Source organism: Nocardioides sp. SR21 (assembly GCF_022761125.1).
GTDB lineage: Bacteria > Actinomycetota > Actinomycetes > Propionibacteriales > Nocardioidaceae > Nocardioides.
The window spans coordinates 362653-377826 of record NZ_JAKWJR010000005.1; the positions used below are offsets into that span (position 1 = coordinate 362653).

At 73.3% G+C, this 15174-nt stretch carries 17 protein-coding genes and 1 tRNA gene; 12 read left to right on the plus strand and 6 right to left on the minus strand.

Going from position 1 to position 15174, the window contains the following annotated elements; genetic code table 11:
* Positions 1-167 precede the first annotated feature (167 nt).
* The 3 genes from MJ604_RS12055 to arr are packed head-to-tail and all read left to right on the plus strand — an operon-like array spanning position 168 to position 3317.
* On the plus strand, positions 168-1643 hold the full coding sequence (locus tag MJ604_RS12055) for a rhamnulokinase family protein (RefSeq protein WP_243058615.1): 1476 nt from the start codon (positions 168-170) through the stop codon (positions 1641-1643).
* Positions 1640-2872: an alpha-hydroxy acid oxidase gene (locus MJ604_RS12060; protein ID WP_243058617.1), complete on the plus strand. Its 1233-nt coding sequence runs from the start codon at positions 1640-1642 to the stop codon at positions 2870-2872. The genes MJ604_RS12055 and MJ604_RS12060 overlap by 4 nt, the downstream gene beginning before the upstream one ends.
* A 19-nt stretch (positions 2873-2891) precedes the next feature.
* A complete protein-coding gene (gene arr / locus MJ604_RS12065) occupies positions 2892-3317 on the plus strand; it encodes an NAD(+)--rifampin ADP-ribosyltransferase (RefSeq protein WP_243058618.1) in 426 nt (141 codons plus the stop codon).
* Positions 3318-3326: 9 nt separating this feature from the next.
* Here arr and MJ604_RS12070 read toward each other — a convergent pair whose 3' ends face one another.
* Positions 3327-4274, minus strand: a complete 948-nt coding sequence (locus MJ604_RS12070; protein ID WP_243058620.1) for a hypothetical protein — start codon at positions 4272-4274, stop codon at positions 3327-3329.
* Between the two features lie 86 nt (positions 4275-4360).
* On the opposite strand from MJ604_RS12070, the gene MJ604_RS12075 reads away from it, so the two are divergent.
* Positions 4361-6235: a CocE/NonD family hydrolase gene (locus MJ604_RS12075; RefSeq protein WP_243058622.1), complete on the plus strand. Its 1875-nt coding sequence runs from the start codon at positions 4361-4363 to the stop codon at positions 6233-6235.
* Here the strand turns inward: MJ604_RS12075 and MJ604_RS12080 are convergent.
* Complete coding sequence (locus MJ604_RS12080; RefSeq protein ID WP_243058625.1) at positions 6232-6651, minus strand: MarR family winged helix-turn-helix transcriptional regulator; 420 nt, start codon at positions 6649-6651, stop codon at positions 6232-6234. The genes MJ604_RS12075 and MJ604_RS12080 overlap by 4 nt on opposite strands.
* A 98-nt stretch (positions 6652-6749) precedes the next feature.
* Between MJ604_RS12080 and MJ604_RS12085 the strand changes: the two genes are divergently transcribed.
* The 6 genes from MJ604_RS12085 to MJ604_RS12105 all read left to right on the plus strand — a co-directional run bounded on the left by MJ604_RS12085 (position 6750) and on the right by MJ604_RS12105 (position 9942).
* The gene (locus tag MJ604_RS12085) at positions 6750-7328 is read left to right on the plus strand and encodes a TIGR03086 family metal-binding protein (RefSeq protein ID WP_243058626.1); all 579 of its coding nucleotides are present in this window, start codon (positions 6750-6752) and stop codon (positions 7326-7328) included.
* A gap of 42 nt (positions 7329-7370) precedes the next feature.
* A tRNA-Ser gene (locus MJ604_RS12090) sits at positions 7371-7460 on the plus strand.
* A 102-nt stretch (positions 7461-7562) separates the two neighbouring features.
* Positions 7563-8501 carry a hypothetical protein gene (locus tag MJ604_RS12095; RefSeq protein ID WP_243058627.1) on the plus strand — a complete coding sequence of 313 codons (939 nt, stop codon included), beginning with the start codon at positions 7563-7565 and terminating at the stop codon, positions 8499-8501.
* Between the two features lie 9 nt (positions 8502-8510).
* Complete coding sequence (locus tag MJ604_RS23880; protein WP_279235792.1) at positions 8511-8636, plus strand: hypothetical protein; 126 nt, start codon at positions 8511-8513, stop codon at positions 8634-8636.
* A 26-nt stretch (positions 8637-8662) separates the two neighbouring features.
* On the plus strand, positions 8663-9190 hold the full coding sequence (locus tag MJ604_RS12100; RefSeq protein WP_243058629.1) for a gamma carbonic anhydrase family protein: 528 nt from the start codon (positions 8663-8665) through the stop codon (positions 9188-9190).
* A complete protein-coding gene (locus MJ604_RS12105) occupies positions 9187-9942 on the plus strand; it encodes a crotonase/enoyl-CoA hydratase family protein (protein WP_243058630.1) in 756 nt (251 codons plus the stop codon). The genes MJ604_RS12100 and MJ604_RS12105 overlap by 4 nt, the downstream gene beginning before the upstream one ends.
* Here MJ604_RS12105 and MJ604_RS12110 read toward each other — a convergent pair.
* Positions 9939-10265, minus strand: coding sequence for a hypothetical protein (locus tag MJ604_RS12110; protein ID WP_243058632.1), 327 nt, complete (start codon positions 10263-10265; stop codon positions 9939-9941). The genes MJ604_RS12105 and MJ604_RS12110 overlap by 4 nt on opposite strands.
* Before the next feature lie 88 nt (positions 10266-10353).
* Between MJ604_RS12110 and MJ604_RS12115 the strand changes: the two genes are divergently transcribed.
* Together MJ604_RS12115 and MJ604_RS12120 are read left to right on the plus strand one after the other, a co-directional pair.
* On the plus strand, positions 10354-11229 hold the full coding sequence (locus MJ604_RS12115) for a MoxR family ATPase (protein WP_243058633.1): 876 nt from the start codon (positions 10354-10356) through the stop codon (positions 11227-11229).
* Positions 11226-12593 (plus strand): VWA domain-containing protein, encoded by a 1368-nt coding sequence (locus tag MJ604_RS12120; protein ID WP_243058634.1) that lies wholly within the window; start codon positions 11226-11228, stop codon positions 12591-12593. The genes MJ604_RS12115 and MJ604_RS12120 overlap by 4 nt, the downstream gene beginning before the upstream one ends.
* Positions 12594-12620: 27 nt before the next feature.
* Here MJ604_RS12120 and MJ604_RS12125 read toward each other — a convergent pair whose 3' ends face one another.
* The 3 genes from MJ604_RS12125 to MJ604_RS12135 are packed head-to-tail and all read right to left on the minus strand — an operon-like array spanning position 12621 to position 15114.
* Complete coding sequence (locus MJ604_RS12125) at positions 12621-13892, minus strand: hypothetical protein (RefSeq protein ID WP_243058635.1); 1272 nt, start codon at positions 13890-13892, stop codon at positions 12621-12623.
* On the minus strand, positions 13889-14770 hold the full coding sequence (locus tag MJ604_RS12130; RefSeq protein ID WP_243058636.1) for a hypothetical protein: 882 nt from the start codon (positions 14768-14770) through the stop codon (positions 13889-13891). Before MJ604_RS12130 ends, MJ604_RS12125 begins: the two co-directional genes overlap by 4 nt.
* On the minus strand, positions 14770-15114 hold the full coding sequence (locus tag MJ604_RS12135) for a hypothetical protein (RefSeq protein ID WP_243058638.1): 345 nt from the start codon (positions 15112-15114) through the stop codon (positions 14770-14772). The genes MJ604_RS12130 and MJ604_RS12135 overlap by 1 nt, the downstream gene beginning before the upstream one ends.
* Positions 15115-15174: the final 60 nt, after the last annotated feature.

The following is a 15174-nucleotide window of genomic DNA, read 5'->3' on the forward strand; positions in this document are numbered from 1 at the left end:
CTCGACGACGCTCGCCAGGGCTCGCTGCTCGACCTACGGGTGGATGCGATGAGTGAGCCCCACGTTGGTCGAGCTTGTCGAGACCCCCGCAGCCGACGCGCTGCCCTGGCTGCGGGGATCTCGACGACGCTCGCCAGCGCTCGCTGCTCGACCTACGGGTGGATGCGATGAGTGAGCCGATCCGCGTCGCAGCGGTCGACCTCGGCGCGACCAGCGGCCGCGTCATGGCCTGCCGGGTCGGCGCGCGGACGCTGCACCTCGAGGAGCTGCACCGGTTCCCGAACGGCGCCGTGCCCGTGCAGGGCGGCCTGTTCTGGGACGTGCTCGGGATCCACCGCGAGCTGCTCGCCGGGGTCCGGGAGGTCGCCCGCACCGGGCCGCTCGACGGCATCGGCATCGACTCGTGGGCGATCGACTACGGCCTGCTCGACGCGCGCGGCGGACTCCTCGGCAACCCCCGCAGCCACCGGGACCCGCGCACCGAGGGAGTGCCGGCGCGGGTGCGGCGCACCGTCTCGGATGCGGAGCTGTACGACGTCACCGGGCTGCAGCAGCTGCAGTTCAACACGATCTACCAGCTCGCGTCCGAGGCGTCGTTCGACGGCGTCGACCGGATGCTGCTGCTCCCGGACCTGCTGACCTACTGGCTGACCGGAGAGGTGGGTGCCGAGCGCACCAACGCCTCGACCACCGGTCTGTACGACGTTCGCGCGCGCGACTGGTCACTCGACCTGACCAAGCGGCTCGGACTGCCCGGCGCGATCCTGCCGGCGCTGCGCGAACCCGGGTCTGTGGTGGGCCCGGTGCTGGCCGAGGTGGCGGAGTACGTCGGCGTCGCCGGCGTACCCGTCATCGCGGTCGGGTCCCACGACACGGCGTCCGCCGTGGTCGCGGTGCCGGCCGAGGAGGAGTCGTTCGCGTACATCTCCTCGGGCACGTGGTCGCTGGTCGGGCTCGAGCTCGAGGCGCCGGTGCTGACCGAGGACGCGCGGCTCGCGAACTTCACCAACGAGGGCGGCGTCGACGGCACCGTCCGGTTCCTCAAGAACGTGATGGGGCTCTGGGTGCTGTCGGAGTCGCTGCGCACGTGGGCCGACAAGCGGCTGCGCGACGTGACGCTGCCCGGCCTGCTGGCTGGCGCGACCGAGGCCCCGCCGCTGCGCACGGTCATCGACATCGACGACCCGCGGCTGCTCGCTCCCGGTGACATGCCGGCGCGGATCCAGCAGCTCGCGCAGGAGGCCGGCGAGCCGATCCCGCGCACCCCGATCTCGATCACGCGGTGCATCGTGGACAGCCTGGTGCTCGCGTACCGGCGCAACGTCCGCACCGCCGCCTCGCTCGCGGGGCGGGGCGTCGACGTCGTGCACCTGGTGGGCGGCGGCTCGCAGAACGCGCTGCTCTGCCAGCTCACGGCCGACGCCCTCGGCGTCCCCGTGCTCGCCGGGCCGGCCGAGGCGGCCGCGCTCGGCAACGGACTCGTGCAGGCCCGCGCCCTCGGGGCGGGCCTGCACGACCTCGCCGCCATGCGCGCGCTGATCCGGCGTACTCACGACGTACGCCGCTACGAGCCCCGACCGGGGCTCGACTGGGACGCGGCGGAGTCGCGCCTGAACGCCAGAGATGATGGAGTCGGACGATGAAGCGGCAAGCGCCCAAGCCCCGTGACCTGCGGCCTCTGCTGAAGTTCAAGAAGCCGACGATGTCGGCGCGCAAGCGGCGACTCGACGCGGCGCTCACCGTCGACGACCTGCGGGCCATCGCGAAGCGGCGTACGCCCAAGGCCGCCTTCGACTACACCGACGGCGCCGCCGACGGTGAGGTGTCGTTGGGCCGGGCGCGCGAGGCGTTCGGCGACGTGCAGTTCAACCCCGCGATCCTGCGCGACGTGTCGAAGGTGGACACGTCGCGGGTGGTGCTCGGCGAGTCGGTGGCGTGGCCGTTCGGCATCGCGCCCACGGGCTTCACCCGGATGATGCACGCCGAGGGCGAGATCGCCGGCGCGCAGGCCGCGAAGGCGGCCGGGATCCCGTTCTCGCTGTCCACGATGGGCACCACCTCGATCGAGGACGTCGCGGCCGCGGCGCCGGGCGGGCGGCACTGGTTCCAGCTGTACATGTGGAAGGACCGCGACCGGTCGATGGCGCTGGTCGACCGCGCCGCGAAGGCCGGGTACGACACGCTGCTGGTGACCGTCGACGTGCCGGTCGCGGGAGCGCGGCTGCGCGACGTGCGCAACGGCATGACGATCCCGCCCACCCTGACCCCGAAGACCGTCGTGAACGCGATCCCGCGGCCGGAGTGGTGGTGGAACTTCCTCACCACCGAGCCGCTGGCCTTCGCCTCGCTCGACGCGTGGTCCGGGACCGTCGCGGACCTGCTCGACACGATGTTCGACCCGACGGTGACGTACGCCGACCTCGCCTGGATCAAGGAGCAGTGGCCCGGCAAGGTCGTCGTGAAGGGCGTGCAGACCGTCGACGACGCCCGCCGGCTCGCCGACGCGGGCGTGGACGCCGTGCTGCTGTCGAACCACGGCGGCCGGCAGCTCGACCGCGCCCCCGTGCCGTTCCACCTGCTGCCGCAGGTCGTGCAGGCGGTCGGGAAGGACGTCGAGGTGCACCTGGACACCGGGATCATGTCGGGCCAGGACATCGTGGCCGCGGTCGCGCACGGCGCGGCGTTCACGCTGGTCGGGCGCGCGTACCTCTACGGGCTGATGGCCGGCGGCCGCCCGGGCGTCGACCGGATGATCGAGATCCTCACCGGCCAGATCACCCGCACCATGCGGCTGCTGGGCGTCGCGTCGCTCGACGAGCTCAACCCCGAGCACGTCACGCAGCTGGTGCGGATGGCGCCGCGTCCGCTGTAGGGGCGGCTACGGTCGGCACATGACTGAGCCGGTGCCGTTCGAGGTCTACCAGGACGGCGTGTACCTCCACGGGACCAAGGCCGACCTGAGGACGGGCGACCTGCTGGTGGCGGGTCGGGAGTCGAACTTCGAGGCCGGCCGGATGATGAACTACATCTACTTCACCGCGACCCTGGACGCCGCGACGTGGGGCGCGGAGTTCGCCCTGGGGGAGGGGCGCGGGCGGATCTACCTCGTCGAGCCGACCGGTGAGTTCGAGGACGACCCCAACGTCACGGACAAGAAGCTGCCCGGCAACCCGACCCGGTCGTTCCGCAGCCGCGAGCCGTTGCGGGTGGTCGGCGAGGTCGAGGACTGGGTCGGGCACGCGCCGGAGAAGATCCAGGCGATGCGCGACGGCCTCGATGCGCTGCGGCAGCGGGGCGAGGCCGTCATCTACGACTAGCCCCCGCGGTCAGCCCTGCGGCTCGTCCACGACCTGGTAGAGGTCGTCGTTCCAGGTGAAGTAGACGACCTTGTTGCCGTCCGGCCGGTCCTCGACGTAGGGGACCAAGGGGGAGCCGCCGGTGGTCAGGGTCGCGACGACCTCGGGGGTCCCGCCGATCGGCAGCCGCACCAGCTCACGGGTGCACGGGGATGGGCACCCCTGCTGCCACCGGAAGTAGTACATCGTCCCGTCCGAGCTCACCGCCGGGACCCACTGGCGCCACCCGTCCTCGTTGTAGAGCTCGACCGACTGCTTGGTCTCGATGTCGTAGAGGTTGAGGCTCGTCGTCCCGGTGTCGTCCAGGTATTCCCACAGGTAGGTCGCGTACCTGCCGTTGACCTGGCCGGCATAGGCGTCGTACCAGTCGCTCGACGCGGAGGCGAGCGTCCGGAGCTTGTGGGTGACCCGGTTGTAGAGGACGACCGTGTGGTACGGGTAGCCGAACTGCCCGCGGAGCTTGGTGCCGTTGTAGAGCAGCCACGGCCCGCTCACGCTCAGCGACCCGCGCACGCGGTAGTCGAGGCGGTGGTTCACCTTCTTCGGCAGTGCCGAGCGCTTCCCCGTTCCGAGGTCGAAGCGGTTGATCCGCGGATGGTTGTCGCGCAGCTGCTGGACGTAGAAGGCGCTGCGCCCGACGATGCCGCCGCTCAGGCCCTGGGTCCGGGGCGCGTTCACCTTGACCCGGGGTCCGGCTCCGCGCTGGACGTAGAAGTTCGAGCGCTCGGGCTCGCTCCCGGTGACTCGCGCCCAGCCGAACCACGCACCGTTCGTGGCGGGAGCGCGCTCGATGACCGCCGGATCGTCCTTGACCGGAACCGGATCCACCGGCGCGGCCCACCCGGCGGTCGCGACCGCGGCCGTCGCCACCAGGGTGAACACCGACAGGGCCCGGCCGACGCTGCGCGATGTCCTCATGCACCAACCGTGCCCGACCAGCACGCCAGCAAACAACGCGCCTGGCCTGCACGTAACCCGCCGTTACAACTTCTCGTTGGTCCGGCATGAGCCACCGGATCCTGACTCGTCTCGCCGCCGCGTTCGTCGCAGGTCTCCTCGTGAGCCCGCTCCCGGCGCTGGCCTCCTCAGGCCCCGCCCACGGGGCGGTGCCGCAGGCGCGGACGGGCTGGGAGCCGCGTCCGGCGACGTACCCGAACACGGTGAAGCAGACCGACCTCGCGATCCCGATGTCGGACGGCACGGTGCTCCGCGGCGACCTCGAGCTGCCCGCGGATGCCGACGGCCACGCGATCGACAAGCGCTTCCCGGTGATCGTCACGATCACGGCGTACAACAAGTCGTCGGGCGGCCTGAGCGGCGGCCTGACCGGCGGCAACCCCAGCTACCTCGTGCAGCGCGGCTACGCGCAGCTCACCGTCGACGCGCGTGGCACCGGCAGCTCCGAAGGCACCTGGGCGGCGTTCGACAAGCGTGAGGACCAGGACGCCGGCGAGATCGTCGAGTGGGCGCACTCGCGCCAGCGCCCGTGGAGCAACGGCCGGATCGGCATGAGCGGGCCGTCGTACCTCGGGATCAGCCAGATCTTCGCGGCCGGCGCCCGGCCGGCGGGGCTGAGGGCGATCTTCCCGCAGGTCCCGGCGTACGACGTCTACCGCGACGTGGTCGCGTCCGGCGGCGCGATCGACGTCGGCTTCATCCCGCTCTGGCTCGGGCTGGTCACCGGCACCGGGATCATCCCGCCGGCCGTGACCGCCACCGACCCGGAGTCCGGCTTCGGCGCGCTGCTCGACCACCTGACCGCGGCGGCGACGTTCACGGTCCCGCTGATGCTCGAGGCGGTGACCGGCGGGGATGCGGCCTACGACGGCGAGTTCTACCGCGACCGCTCCCCGGAGCGGGTGATCAACCGGGTGCAGGTGCCGACGTTCCTGGTGGGCGGGGAGTTCGACATCTTCCAGCGCGGTACGCCGCTGCTGTTCGAGAACCTCCAGAGCCGCGGCGTTCCGGTGAAGATGATCATCGGCCCGTGGAACCACCTCGAGGGGTCCTCGGCCGCCGACATTGACCAGGCGGGCTACGGCAGCCTCGGCGAGCTCCAGCTGCGGTGGTTCGACCGCTACGTGCGCGGCGTGCCCGACCCGACGCTGGACGCCGACATCGCGCCGCTCACGTACTACGAGCAGGGCAGCGGCGACTGGACCCAGGCGAAGCGCTGGATGGGCGACCAGCACGCCGAGCAGTTCCGGCTCACCGGCTCGGCGGCCGCGGGCGGCGGGATCGGCCTGCTGACGCGGGGCAGGACCGTCGACGGTCGCGCGTACGTCCCGCCGGTCCCGGTCTCCGGGCTGTGCACCCGGTCCGCCAGCCAGTGGACCGCCGGCGTGCCGCAGGCGCTGCTCGCCGACCTGCCGTGCTGGACCGACAACGGGCCCAACGACAAGACCGGGGTGGTCTTCCAGACCGATCCCCTGACCGAGCCGCTGCGACTGCGCGGGCCGATCAACGCCCGGCTCTACACCTCCTCGCCCAGCGGCGACGGCATGCTCTCGGTGTCGGTGTCCGACGTCGCACCCGATGGCACCGTCACCCGGCTCACCGGCGGCTGGCAGGTGATCTCGCACCGCGCGCTCGACAAGGGCCGCACCCGGTTCCTCGACGGCAAGATCGTGCAGCCGTACCACCCGTTCACGCGGGCGGCGAAGAAGCCGCTCGGCGCCGGGGAGATCGCCCCGATCGACGTCGAGGTCTTCCCGACCGCGGCCCGGATCGCGCCGGGGCACCGGCTCCGTGTCGCGATCCAGGCGTTCGACGTCCCGCACCTGCTGCCGAACGCCACCGACCTGCCGCGCGCGCTGACGGTGCTCAAGATCTTCACCGGCCCCGACCACCCGTCGGTGCTGACGGTCCCGGCGCTCTAGACGAGCCGGCCGAGCAGCTCCTGCAGGCGCCGGCGGTCGCGGGCGGGCAGTGCCTGCACCAGGTGCCGGCGTACGGCGTCGGCGTGGACGGGCCGTGCCCGGACGGTGGCGGCGCGGCCCATGGTCGTCAGGCGTACCTCCGCGCCTCCCGGCACCTCCGAGCGGGCCACCAGGCCGCGCTCGGCCATCCGGCGCAGGTGATGTGACAACCGGCTGCGGTGCCAGCCGGTGAGCGCGCAGAGCTCGCTCTGGCGGAGCACGCCACCGTCGGCATCATGTAGACGTGTCAACACCGTGAAGTCCGGATCGGAGAGGCCGGTCGCCTCGGTGACCTCCGCGCTGACCTGCGACAACGCTTCCGAGGCGGCCTGCCAGGCGTCCCAGAGGGCCCGCTCGTCGTCGGTCAGCTGCTGCACGGGCCCATCCTAGGGCGCCTCGTTGTCACGTCAACGCGGTGGATGTTGTCATGTCAACGAATCCGATGAGTTTTCGCGCCGCGGCGGGTCGTCCTGGCATGGAGACCATCGACTTCGGCCCCGCCACGAGCGCGGTCGCCCACCTCGTGCGCGGTGTCCGCGACGACCAGCTGGGTGCGCCGACCCCGTGCCCGGACTACACGGTCGGCGACCTGCTCGACCACCTCGGCGGACTGGCGATCGCGTTCCGCGACGCGGCCACCAAGGACACGCCGCCCGGGGGCGCGCAGCCGCAGGCGGACGGCGCGAGCCTGGACGACGGCTGGCGGGGCCGGATCGCCGCCGACCTGGACGCGCTCGCGGCCGCCTGGCGAAACCCGGCGGCGTACGCCGGGATGACGATGGCCGGCCCGATCGAGATGCCGGGCGAGGTCGCGGCGCTGGTCGCGCTGGACGAGGTCGTGGTGCACGGCTGGGACCTCGCGCGGGCGACCGGCCAGGACTACGCGCCCGACGAGGGGGTCGTGCTCGCCTCGCTGGGGTTCGCGCAGAGCTTCGAGGTGCCCGAAGGCGTCACGGACGGTCCGTTCGGCGCGCCGGTCGCCGTACCCGCCGACGCGCCGGCCCTGGACCGGTTGGCCGGCGCCACCGGGCGCGACCCGGGCTGGACCCCCTGACCGATTTCTCGACCGCCGAGGGCCTCCGGTAATCTCTCCCGCGGTGGCGTGTCCGAGCGGCCGAAGGTGCAACACTCGAAATGTTGTGTGGGGTCAAACCCACCGTGGGTTCAAATCCCACCGCCACCGCCATGAGAACCCCCGGAGAGCCGAGCTCCCGGGGGTTCTTCCATGTCCGGGTCGCCCGAAACGGGGGACTGACGCCACCCGTTGCGAGGACTAGCGTGGCTCGGCGTGACCGGATCGCGGAGATCGCTCGCGTCGTTGGCCGTCCTGGCGCTCCTCGCCGCCCCGCTCACCGCCTGCGGCAGTGACGGGGAGATCTCGTTGCCGACGCCCACCGGGTCGGTCACCTTCTCGCCCACGCGCACGCCGTCGCTCCCGTCGCTGCCGACCCGCACGCCGTCCGAGTCGCCGTCCGAGACCCCGAGCGAGACCCCGCCGCCGAGCGAGACCCCGTCGGAGGCGCCCTCCGAGACACCCTCCGAGACGCCGTCGGAGTCCCCGACCCCGACGCCGACCCCGAGGCCGACGAGGACGCCCACCGAGACCGTGACCGTCACGGAGTCGCCGACCCCGTCGGAGACGCCCACGGAGACCCCCACGGGGACCCCCACGGAGCCCCCCACCGAGACACCCTCGGAGACCGCGACACCGACGCCCTCGGAGTCGCCGAGCCCGTCCGAGGAGCCCGAGGCGGACGAGACGTCGAGCGACGTGGAGGAGGACCCGGCGCCGGCCTGGGTGTACTGGCTGTTCGGCCTGGTGCTGCTCGCCGCCGCGATCGGGATCCCGCTGTACCTGTGGACGAAGCGCCGCAACCGGTGGCGTGACGACCTGGGTGCCGCCGAGGCGGACCTGGTCTGGCTGGCCCGGACCCACCTGCCGGAGCTCCGGCTGAAGGCCGACTCGCCCGACCGGGTCACCGGCGGCTGGGAGGTCGCCGGCGAGGGCCGCGCCAGCGCCGCCGAGGACCACCTGACCGCGCTCGAGGCCTCGGCGCCGAACGACTACGCCGCCGCGCAGGCGCGGACGCTGCGCGACGCCGTCCGCGCCGCTCGCGGACGCCTGGCCGCCCTGGACGGCGCCACCGACGCCGCGAGCGTCACGGCCACGCTCGACGCCGCGATCGCCGACCTCGAAGCCGCGCTCCGACCGCCCGCGCAGGCGTAGGTTGGCGCTGTGCGCACCCAGGACGAGCGTGACCAGCAGACCCTCGACATCGCCATGAAGGTGTTCGGTGCCGGTGTCTGCGCGCTGCTGCTCTTCCTCCTCATCCTCGTGGGCAGCGCCCTCGTCGGCCGCTGAGCTCGGCCGGGGTGTGGAATGACCCCATGCCGAGCTTCGAGTTCGAGGGCAAGCGGCCCTCCGTCCACCCCGAGGCGTTCGTCGCGCCGACTGCTACCCTGATCGGCGACGTGACCGTCGAGAAGGGCGCCAGCGTCTGGTACGGCGCGGTCCTGCGCGCCGACATCTGCACGATCGTGGTCCGCGAGGGCGCGAACGTGCAGGACAACTCGGTCCTCCACGCGGCGCCGGGCGAGACCCTGGTGATCGGGCGCAACTCCACCGTCGGGCACGGCTGCGTCGTGCACTGCGCCGAGGTCGGCGAGCAGGCGCTGGTCGGCAACGGCTCGACGCTGCTCGACCACGCGACCGTCGGCCCGCGCACCCTGGTCGCCGCCGGGTCGGTCGTCACCCCGGGCACCCAGCTCCCCGGTGGGATGGTCGTCGCGGGCATCCCCGCGAAGCCGACCAAGCCGATCGAGGGCACCTCGTCGGAGTTCTGGGTCGAGCAGAACCCGCCGTACTACCAGGAGCTCGCCCAGCGGCACCGCGACGGGGCCAAGGAGGTCTCGTGAGCGTTCGCGTCGAGGTCGACGGCCCGGTCACGACCGTCGTGATCGACCGGCCCGAGGCGCGCAACGCCGTCGACGGGCCGACCGCAGTGGCGCTCGCGGACGCGTTCCGCGCGTTCGACGCGGACCCGGAGCAGCGGGTCGCAGTCCTGTACGGCGACGGCGGCACGTTCTGCGCGGGCGCCGACCTCAAGGCGATCGGGACCGAGCACGGCAACCACGTGACTGAGGGAGGGGACGGCCCGATGGGCCCGACCCGGATGCGGCTGTCCAAGCCGGTGATCGCCGCGATCGAGGGGTACGCCGTGGCCGGCGGCCTCGAGCTCGCGCTGTGGTGCGACCTCCGGGTGGCGGGCGGCGACGCCGTGCTGGGCGTGTTCTGCCGGCGCTGGGGCGTGCCGCTCATCGACGGCGGCACGGTCCGGCTCCCGCGGCTGATCGGCGAGAGCCGGGCGATGGATCTCATCCTCACCGGCCGCCCGCTCGACGCCTGGGAGGCCGAGCGGATGGGGCTGGTCAACCGCGTCGTCCCCGTCGGCACCGCCCGGGCCGAGGCCCTGGTGCTTGCGCACACGCTCGCGGAGCTGCCGCAGGAGTGCCTGCGCCAGGACCGGCTCTCGGTGCTCGAGCAGGCCGGCCTCTCCGAGGACGAGGCGATGGCGAACGAGCTGCGGCACGGGATCGTCTCGCTCGAGGCGGGCGCGATCGAGGGCGCGGCCCGGTTCGCGGGCGGCGCCGGTCGGCACGGGGCCTAGGCCGGCGGCTCGTCCAGGCAGAGCGCGACCAACGTGGTCGCACCGCGCGCGGTGAAGATCCGCCAGCCGGTGTCGAAGTCGACGAAGCGGAGCCTCCCTGCGGGAGAGCGGACCACGGCGGACAGCGGCTGCTGCCCGGGATCGAAGCCGGTCGTCGAGCAGGTGTGCGCGTCGAGCATCCGGTAGGTCCGCGTGGAGCTGTGGTCGACCGAGGGCGGCGCGGGCGACGGCCCGAGCGCGCCGAGTGCCAGGACGGCCCCGGCGACCGCGACCTTGACGCCGGTGGTCGCCAGGCGGGCGGGGCGAGGCAGTCCCTGCGGCATCGGTCCTCCTTGCGGTCTCCGGGCCAACGAGCAGGACCGCCGGGAGGTGACGGGCCGCATTGATCCAGGGATGGGTGAGGATGGGGGCATGCCGCAGCCGAGCCCCTGGTTCTCCTCGCCCACCGACGCCGTCGACCGGCTGGCCACGTCGGGCTACCTCGCCGACCCCGCCACCGCGACCACGGCGTACCTCGCGGGCGCCCTGGAGAAGTCGCTGCTGGTCGAGGGGCCGGCCGGCGTCGGCAAGACCGAGCTGGCCAAGGCCGTCGCGAGGGTGACCGGCGCCGAGCTGGTGCGGCTGCAGTGCTACGAGGGCCTGGACGAGGCGCGCGCGCTGTACGAGTGGAACTACAAGAAGCAGCTGCTGCGCATCCAGTCGTCGCAGGGGGCCGACCAGACCTGGTCAGAGACCCACGACGACATCTTCACCGACGAGTTCCTGCTGACGCGGCCGCTGCTGACCGCGATCCGCCGCGAGCAGCCGACCGTGCTGCTCATCGACGAGGTCGACAAGACCGATGTCGAGGTCGAGGGGCTGCTGCTCGAGGTGCTGTCGGACTTCCAGGTCACGATCCCCGAGCTCGGCACCATCGCCGCCGTACGCCGTCCGTTCGTGGTGCTCACCTCGAACGCGACCCGCGAGCTGTCGGAGGCCGTCAAGCGGCGCTGCCTGTACCTCCACCTCGAGTACCCGGACGCCGAGCGGGAGAAGGAGATCGTCACCTCCCAGGTGCCCGACCTCGAGGACCGCGTCGCCGCCCAGCTGGTCGCTGCGATCGGGCAGCTGCGCGAGCTCGACCTCAAGAAGGCGCCCTCGATCGCCGAGTCGGTCGACTGGGCGCGCACGCTGGTCGCGCTGGAGATCGGTGAGCTGGACGAGAAGGCGATCACCGACACCCTCGGTGTCGTGCTCAAGCACGCGTCCGACCAGGAGCGGGCGATCAAGGAGCTCCGGCTCAGGTGACGTCCGGACTCGTCGACCGCCACATCTCCTTCCTGGAGGCGCTCCGCGCCGCCGGGATGTCGGTGTCGCTCGCCGAGGACCTGGACGCCGTCGCCGCGCTCTCCGCGGTCGGCTGGGACCAGCGCGAGACGGTGCGGACGGCGTACGCCGCCACCCTGCTGAAGAAGCAGTCCCAGCGGCCGACCTTCGACGCGCTCTTCGACCTCTACTTCCCGCGGATGGTCGGGGACGGGGTCGCCCGCGAGCAGGAGGACGACCCCGGCGGGGTCGCCGACAACGCCGAGGCGCTGTCGCAGTTCCGCGACCAGGTCGTCGACGCGCTGGCCGAGGGCGACCGGCAGTCGATGCTGGACGTGGCGGCGGAGATGCTGGCGCGCTTCGGCGCGATGCCCGGCCGCGGGCCGGGTCTGTCGTCGTGGTCGGCGTACACCGCGCTGCAGCGGGTCTCGCCGCAGGAGCTGGTCGACCGGATCGCGCAGGCGCTGCTCGGCGAGGGCCGCCTCGAGGACGCCCGGGTCGAGGCCCGGCGCCGGGTCGGGGAGCTCACCGGGCTGGTCGAGGCCGACGCCCGGCGCCGGATCGCGGAGGAGAAGGGGCCGGAGCACGTCGCGAACGTCGCGATCCGCCCCACCATCGACCGGCTCGACTTCATGGCCGCCCGTCGCACCGACCTCGAGGAGATGCGGCGCGAGATCTACCCGCTCGCGCGCCGGCTGGCGACCCGGCTGACCCAGGAGCACCACGCGCGTCGCCGCGGCCCGCTCGACTTCCGGCGTACCGTCCGCGCCTCGCTCTCGACCGGCGGCGTCCCGCTGGTCACCCACCACAAGCCCAAGCGGCCGCACCGCACCGAGCTCGTGGTGCTCTGCGACGTGAGCGGCTCGGTGGCGAACTTCGCGCAGTTCACGCTGCTGCTCGTCTACGCGCTGCGCGACCAGTTCGAGAAGGTGCGCGCGTTCACGTTCATCGACCACGTGCACGAGGTGACCCACCACTTCCGCCCGGGCGCCGACCCCGTCGACGTGATGGCCGACCTGGCCGCCAGCACCGCGCACGCGGCGCTGTGGGGGCGCACGAACTACGGGCGGGCGCTGACGAAGTTCGAGGAGCAGTACGCCGACGCGCTCGGCCCGAAGTCGTCGCTGCTGATCCTCGGTGACGCCCGGTCCAACTACGCGGACCTGCAGCTCGACGTGCTGAAGCGGCTGGCCGGCTCGGCCCGGCACGCGTGGTGGCTGAACCCCGAGCACCGCCGGCACTGGGACACCGGCGACTCCGCGGCCAGCCGGTACGGCGACGTCGTGCCCATGGTGGAGTGCCGCAACCTCACCCAGCTCGGTGAGTTCGTCCACGACATCCTGTAGCCCCGAGCCTGGTCTCGCTGGCGATTGCTATTCGACCGACGACGACGCGAGGTAGCCGAGCTCCCGGAGCCGCTCCAGCTCGCCGCGCAGCGCCGGATGCGTCGCCGCGTCGGCCGCGCGGGCGCCGGCCACGTAGTCGTCGCCGTCGACCACGACGGCGAGCCGGTTCTCGGTGTCCGCGTTGACGAGCGCGCCGAGCTGCGCCACGGGATCGCGGCGGTCCTCGAGCGACAGCACGTGCACCCCGCTCGGCAGCCGGGGGACCAACGCAGGCGGGGCGCCGACGGTGACCACCTGGTCGACGACGAACGGGTCGTGACCGTCGAGGGCGGCGATGTCGACCGCGGTCACGCCGCCGTGGCCCGCGCCGACCAGCGTCACCCGGGCCGGCTCGGTCCCCGCGCCGACGGCGGCCTCCAGTGCGCGCACGACCAGGTCGGCGTACCCCTGGTGGTCGCCGCTGACCAGCCGCAGCCGAGCGCCGTTGCCCTGGGGGCCGGGCAGGTAGGCGACGTAGCGGTGCGGCGCCACCTCGTGCACCGCGACCGGCTCGGACGTCGCGCCGAGCGTGGCGATCAGGTCCTCGAGCCCGCGCGGGCGCTCGCGGGGGAGGGTCGCCGGGACGGGCACGTCGGACGGCTGCCCCACGACCTCGCCCGCGACGTCGCGCAGCGCGGCGCCGAGGTCGGTCGGGAAGGCCTGCGCGCCGGCGGCCCGTAGGCCGCCGCGGGCGGCGGCCGACCACGACTCGCCGACCGGCACCCCGGCGGTGAGCAGCGAGCGCATCTGGAGCCCGTCGAGGAGCCCACCGCCGCTGGCGACGTGGTCCATCAGCTCGGGGTTGCTCGCCGCGAGCTCGTCGAGGTACGCCGCGACGCCGTCCCGGTCGAGTGCGTCGGTCTCGATCAGACCCGCGGAGACGACCGCGCCGCCGAGCGCGACCTCGGGCGCGAGGTAGCCGATCGCGCGGGCGGCGATCGAGCCGAGCGTGCGGTAGGCGGCTTCCTGCAGCTCGTCGATCCAGAGGTAGGTCTGCACGGTGGCCCGCACGATCAGGGCGTCGGCGGCGAGCTCGACGGAGCGGGTCAGCAGCCCGTGCTGCCCGGTGGTCGCGCCCCGGACCGCGTCGTCGAGCCGGGCGTACGTCGCCGGCGCGAGCTCGGCCGAGTCGGCGACCGCCGGGTCGCCGAGCACCTGCTCGCCGAGGCCGGCGCGGCCGCGCAGGTCGGCGCCGGAGCTGTCGAAGAGCGCGGCCAGCATCATCAGCTGCTCGTAGGGGCGGTCGTCAGTGGCGGTCACGGGGTCACCTCCGCGAGCACCGGCGCCAGCTCGGCCGCGAGGTCGCTCGGGTGCCTGGCGCGCACCTCGACCCGGTCGACGCCGTCGACCCGCCGCGGCCGCAGCGCCCGCCAGCCGTCGGCCAGCAGCACCCACGACACGACGCCGACGACGGTCGTGGCCGAGGTCGACACGTCGGCGACCAGTGCCCGCAGCCGGCCGGTCGGCTCGGTCGCGAGCGCGGTGAGGACCGGCACCAGCTCGAGGTCGTCGGCCACCAGGACCGACAGCAGGTCGGACCGGTGGGACCGGACCGCCTCGACGGCGGCGTCGACCAGCTCGTAGGGCAGGTCCAGCCGGCTCGGCGCGGCCGAGGGGCGGGACGCGTGGTCCTCGGGGAGCACGGCGACCCGCGCGAGCTCGTCGGCCCACTTCTCGGTCGGGAACCACGCGAGCTCGAACACCAGCCCGTCGGTCGTGGCCAGGCTGGCGACCGCGCCCTCGCGCTGCCGGTGCCAGGCGCGCACGCGGGACGTCCCCACGGACACGTCGAGATCGATCGCGACGGTGGGCGTGGCGAGCAGGCCGACCGCGCCGAGCAGGCCCTCGTCCGCCACGGTGTCGACCAGCAGCCCGCGCCTGGCCAGGGACGAGCGTGGCTCGTGGAGCGCCTGGACCGCGGCGGCGTACGCCTCGTCCTCGCTGTCGGCCGGCGTCCGGCCGAGCCGTCCGCCGAGGGTGAGGTCGGGCTCGCCCGTCACGTCGAAGGGCAGCGGCGCGCCGCCGGCGCTCTCGGCGAGCACGCGCAGCTCGGGGAGGGTCAACGAGATCCGTCGCGGCAGCGACGCGAGGAGTCCGAGGGGTGCCGCGGGCGGCGTACCGAGGTCGATGATCGCCATCAGCGGCCCGGGAGGTCGAGGGTCAGCCAGTCCTTGTGCCCGGACGGCGGGACCTCGCGTCCGCCGTCGGCGCGGCGCTCGGCGTCGGCGATGGCCTCCTTGAGCCGGTCGACCTCGACCACGTGCGTATCCATCGACTCGGCGGCGTCGTCGTGGCGCGACGCGACGTCGCGCAGGTGCGTGGCGCGCTCGCGGATCCGCTCGGCCAGCGCGTCGGCGGCGCGTCCGGCCCAGCCGGCGCTCTCCGTCTGGGCGACCAGCCGGTCGGCCAGCGCGCGGAGGTCGACGCCTTGTTCTCGTAGCCGATCAGCGTGTCTGCGCATCACGTCGGTGTCGCCGTACATGACCCACCTTCCCTCCGAGATCGTTCGGGTGGTCCGTCTTCGCATTCCCCGTATCCCCAC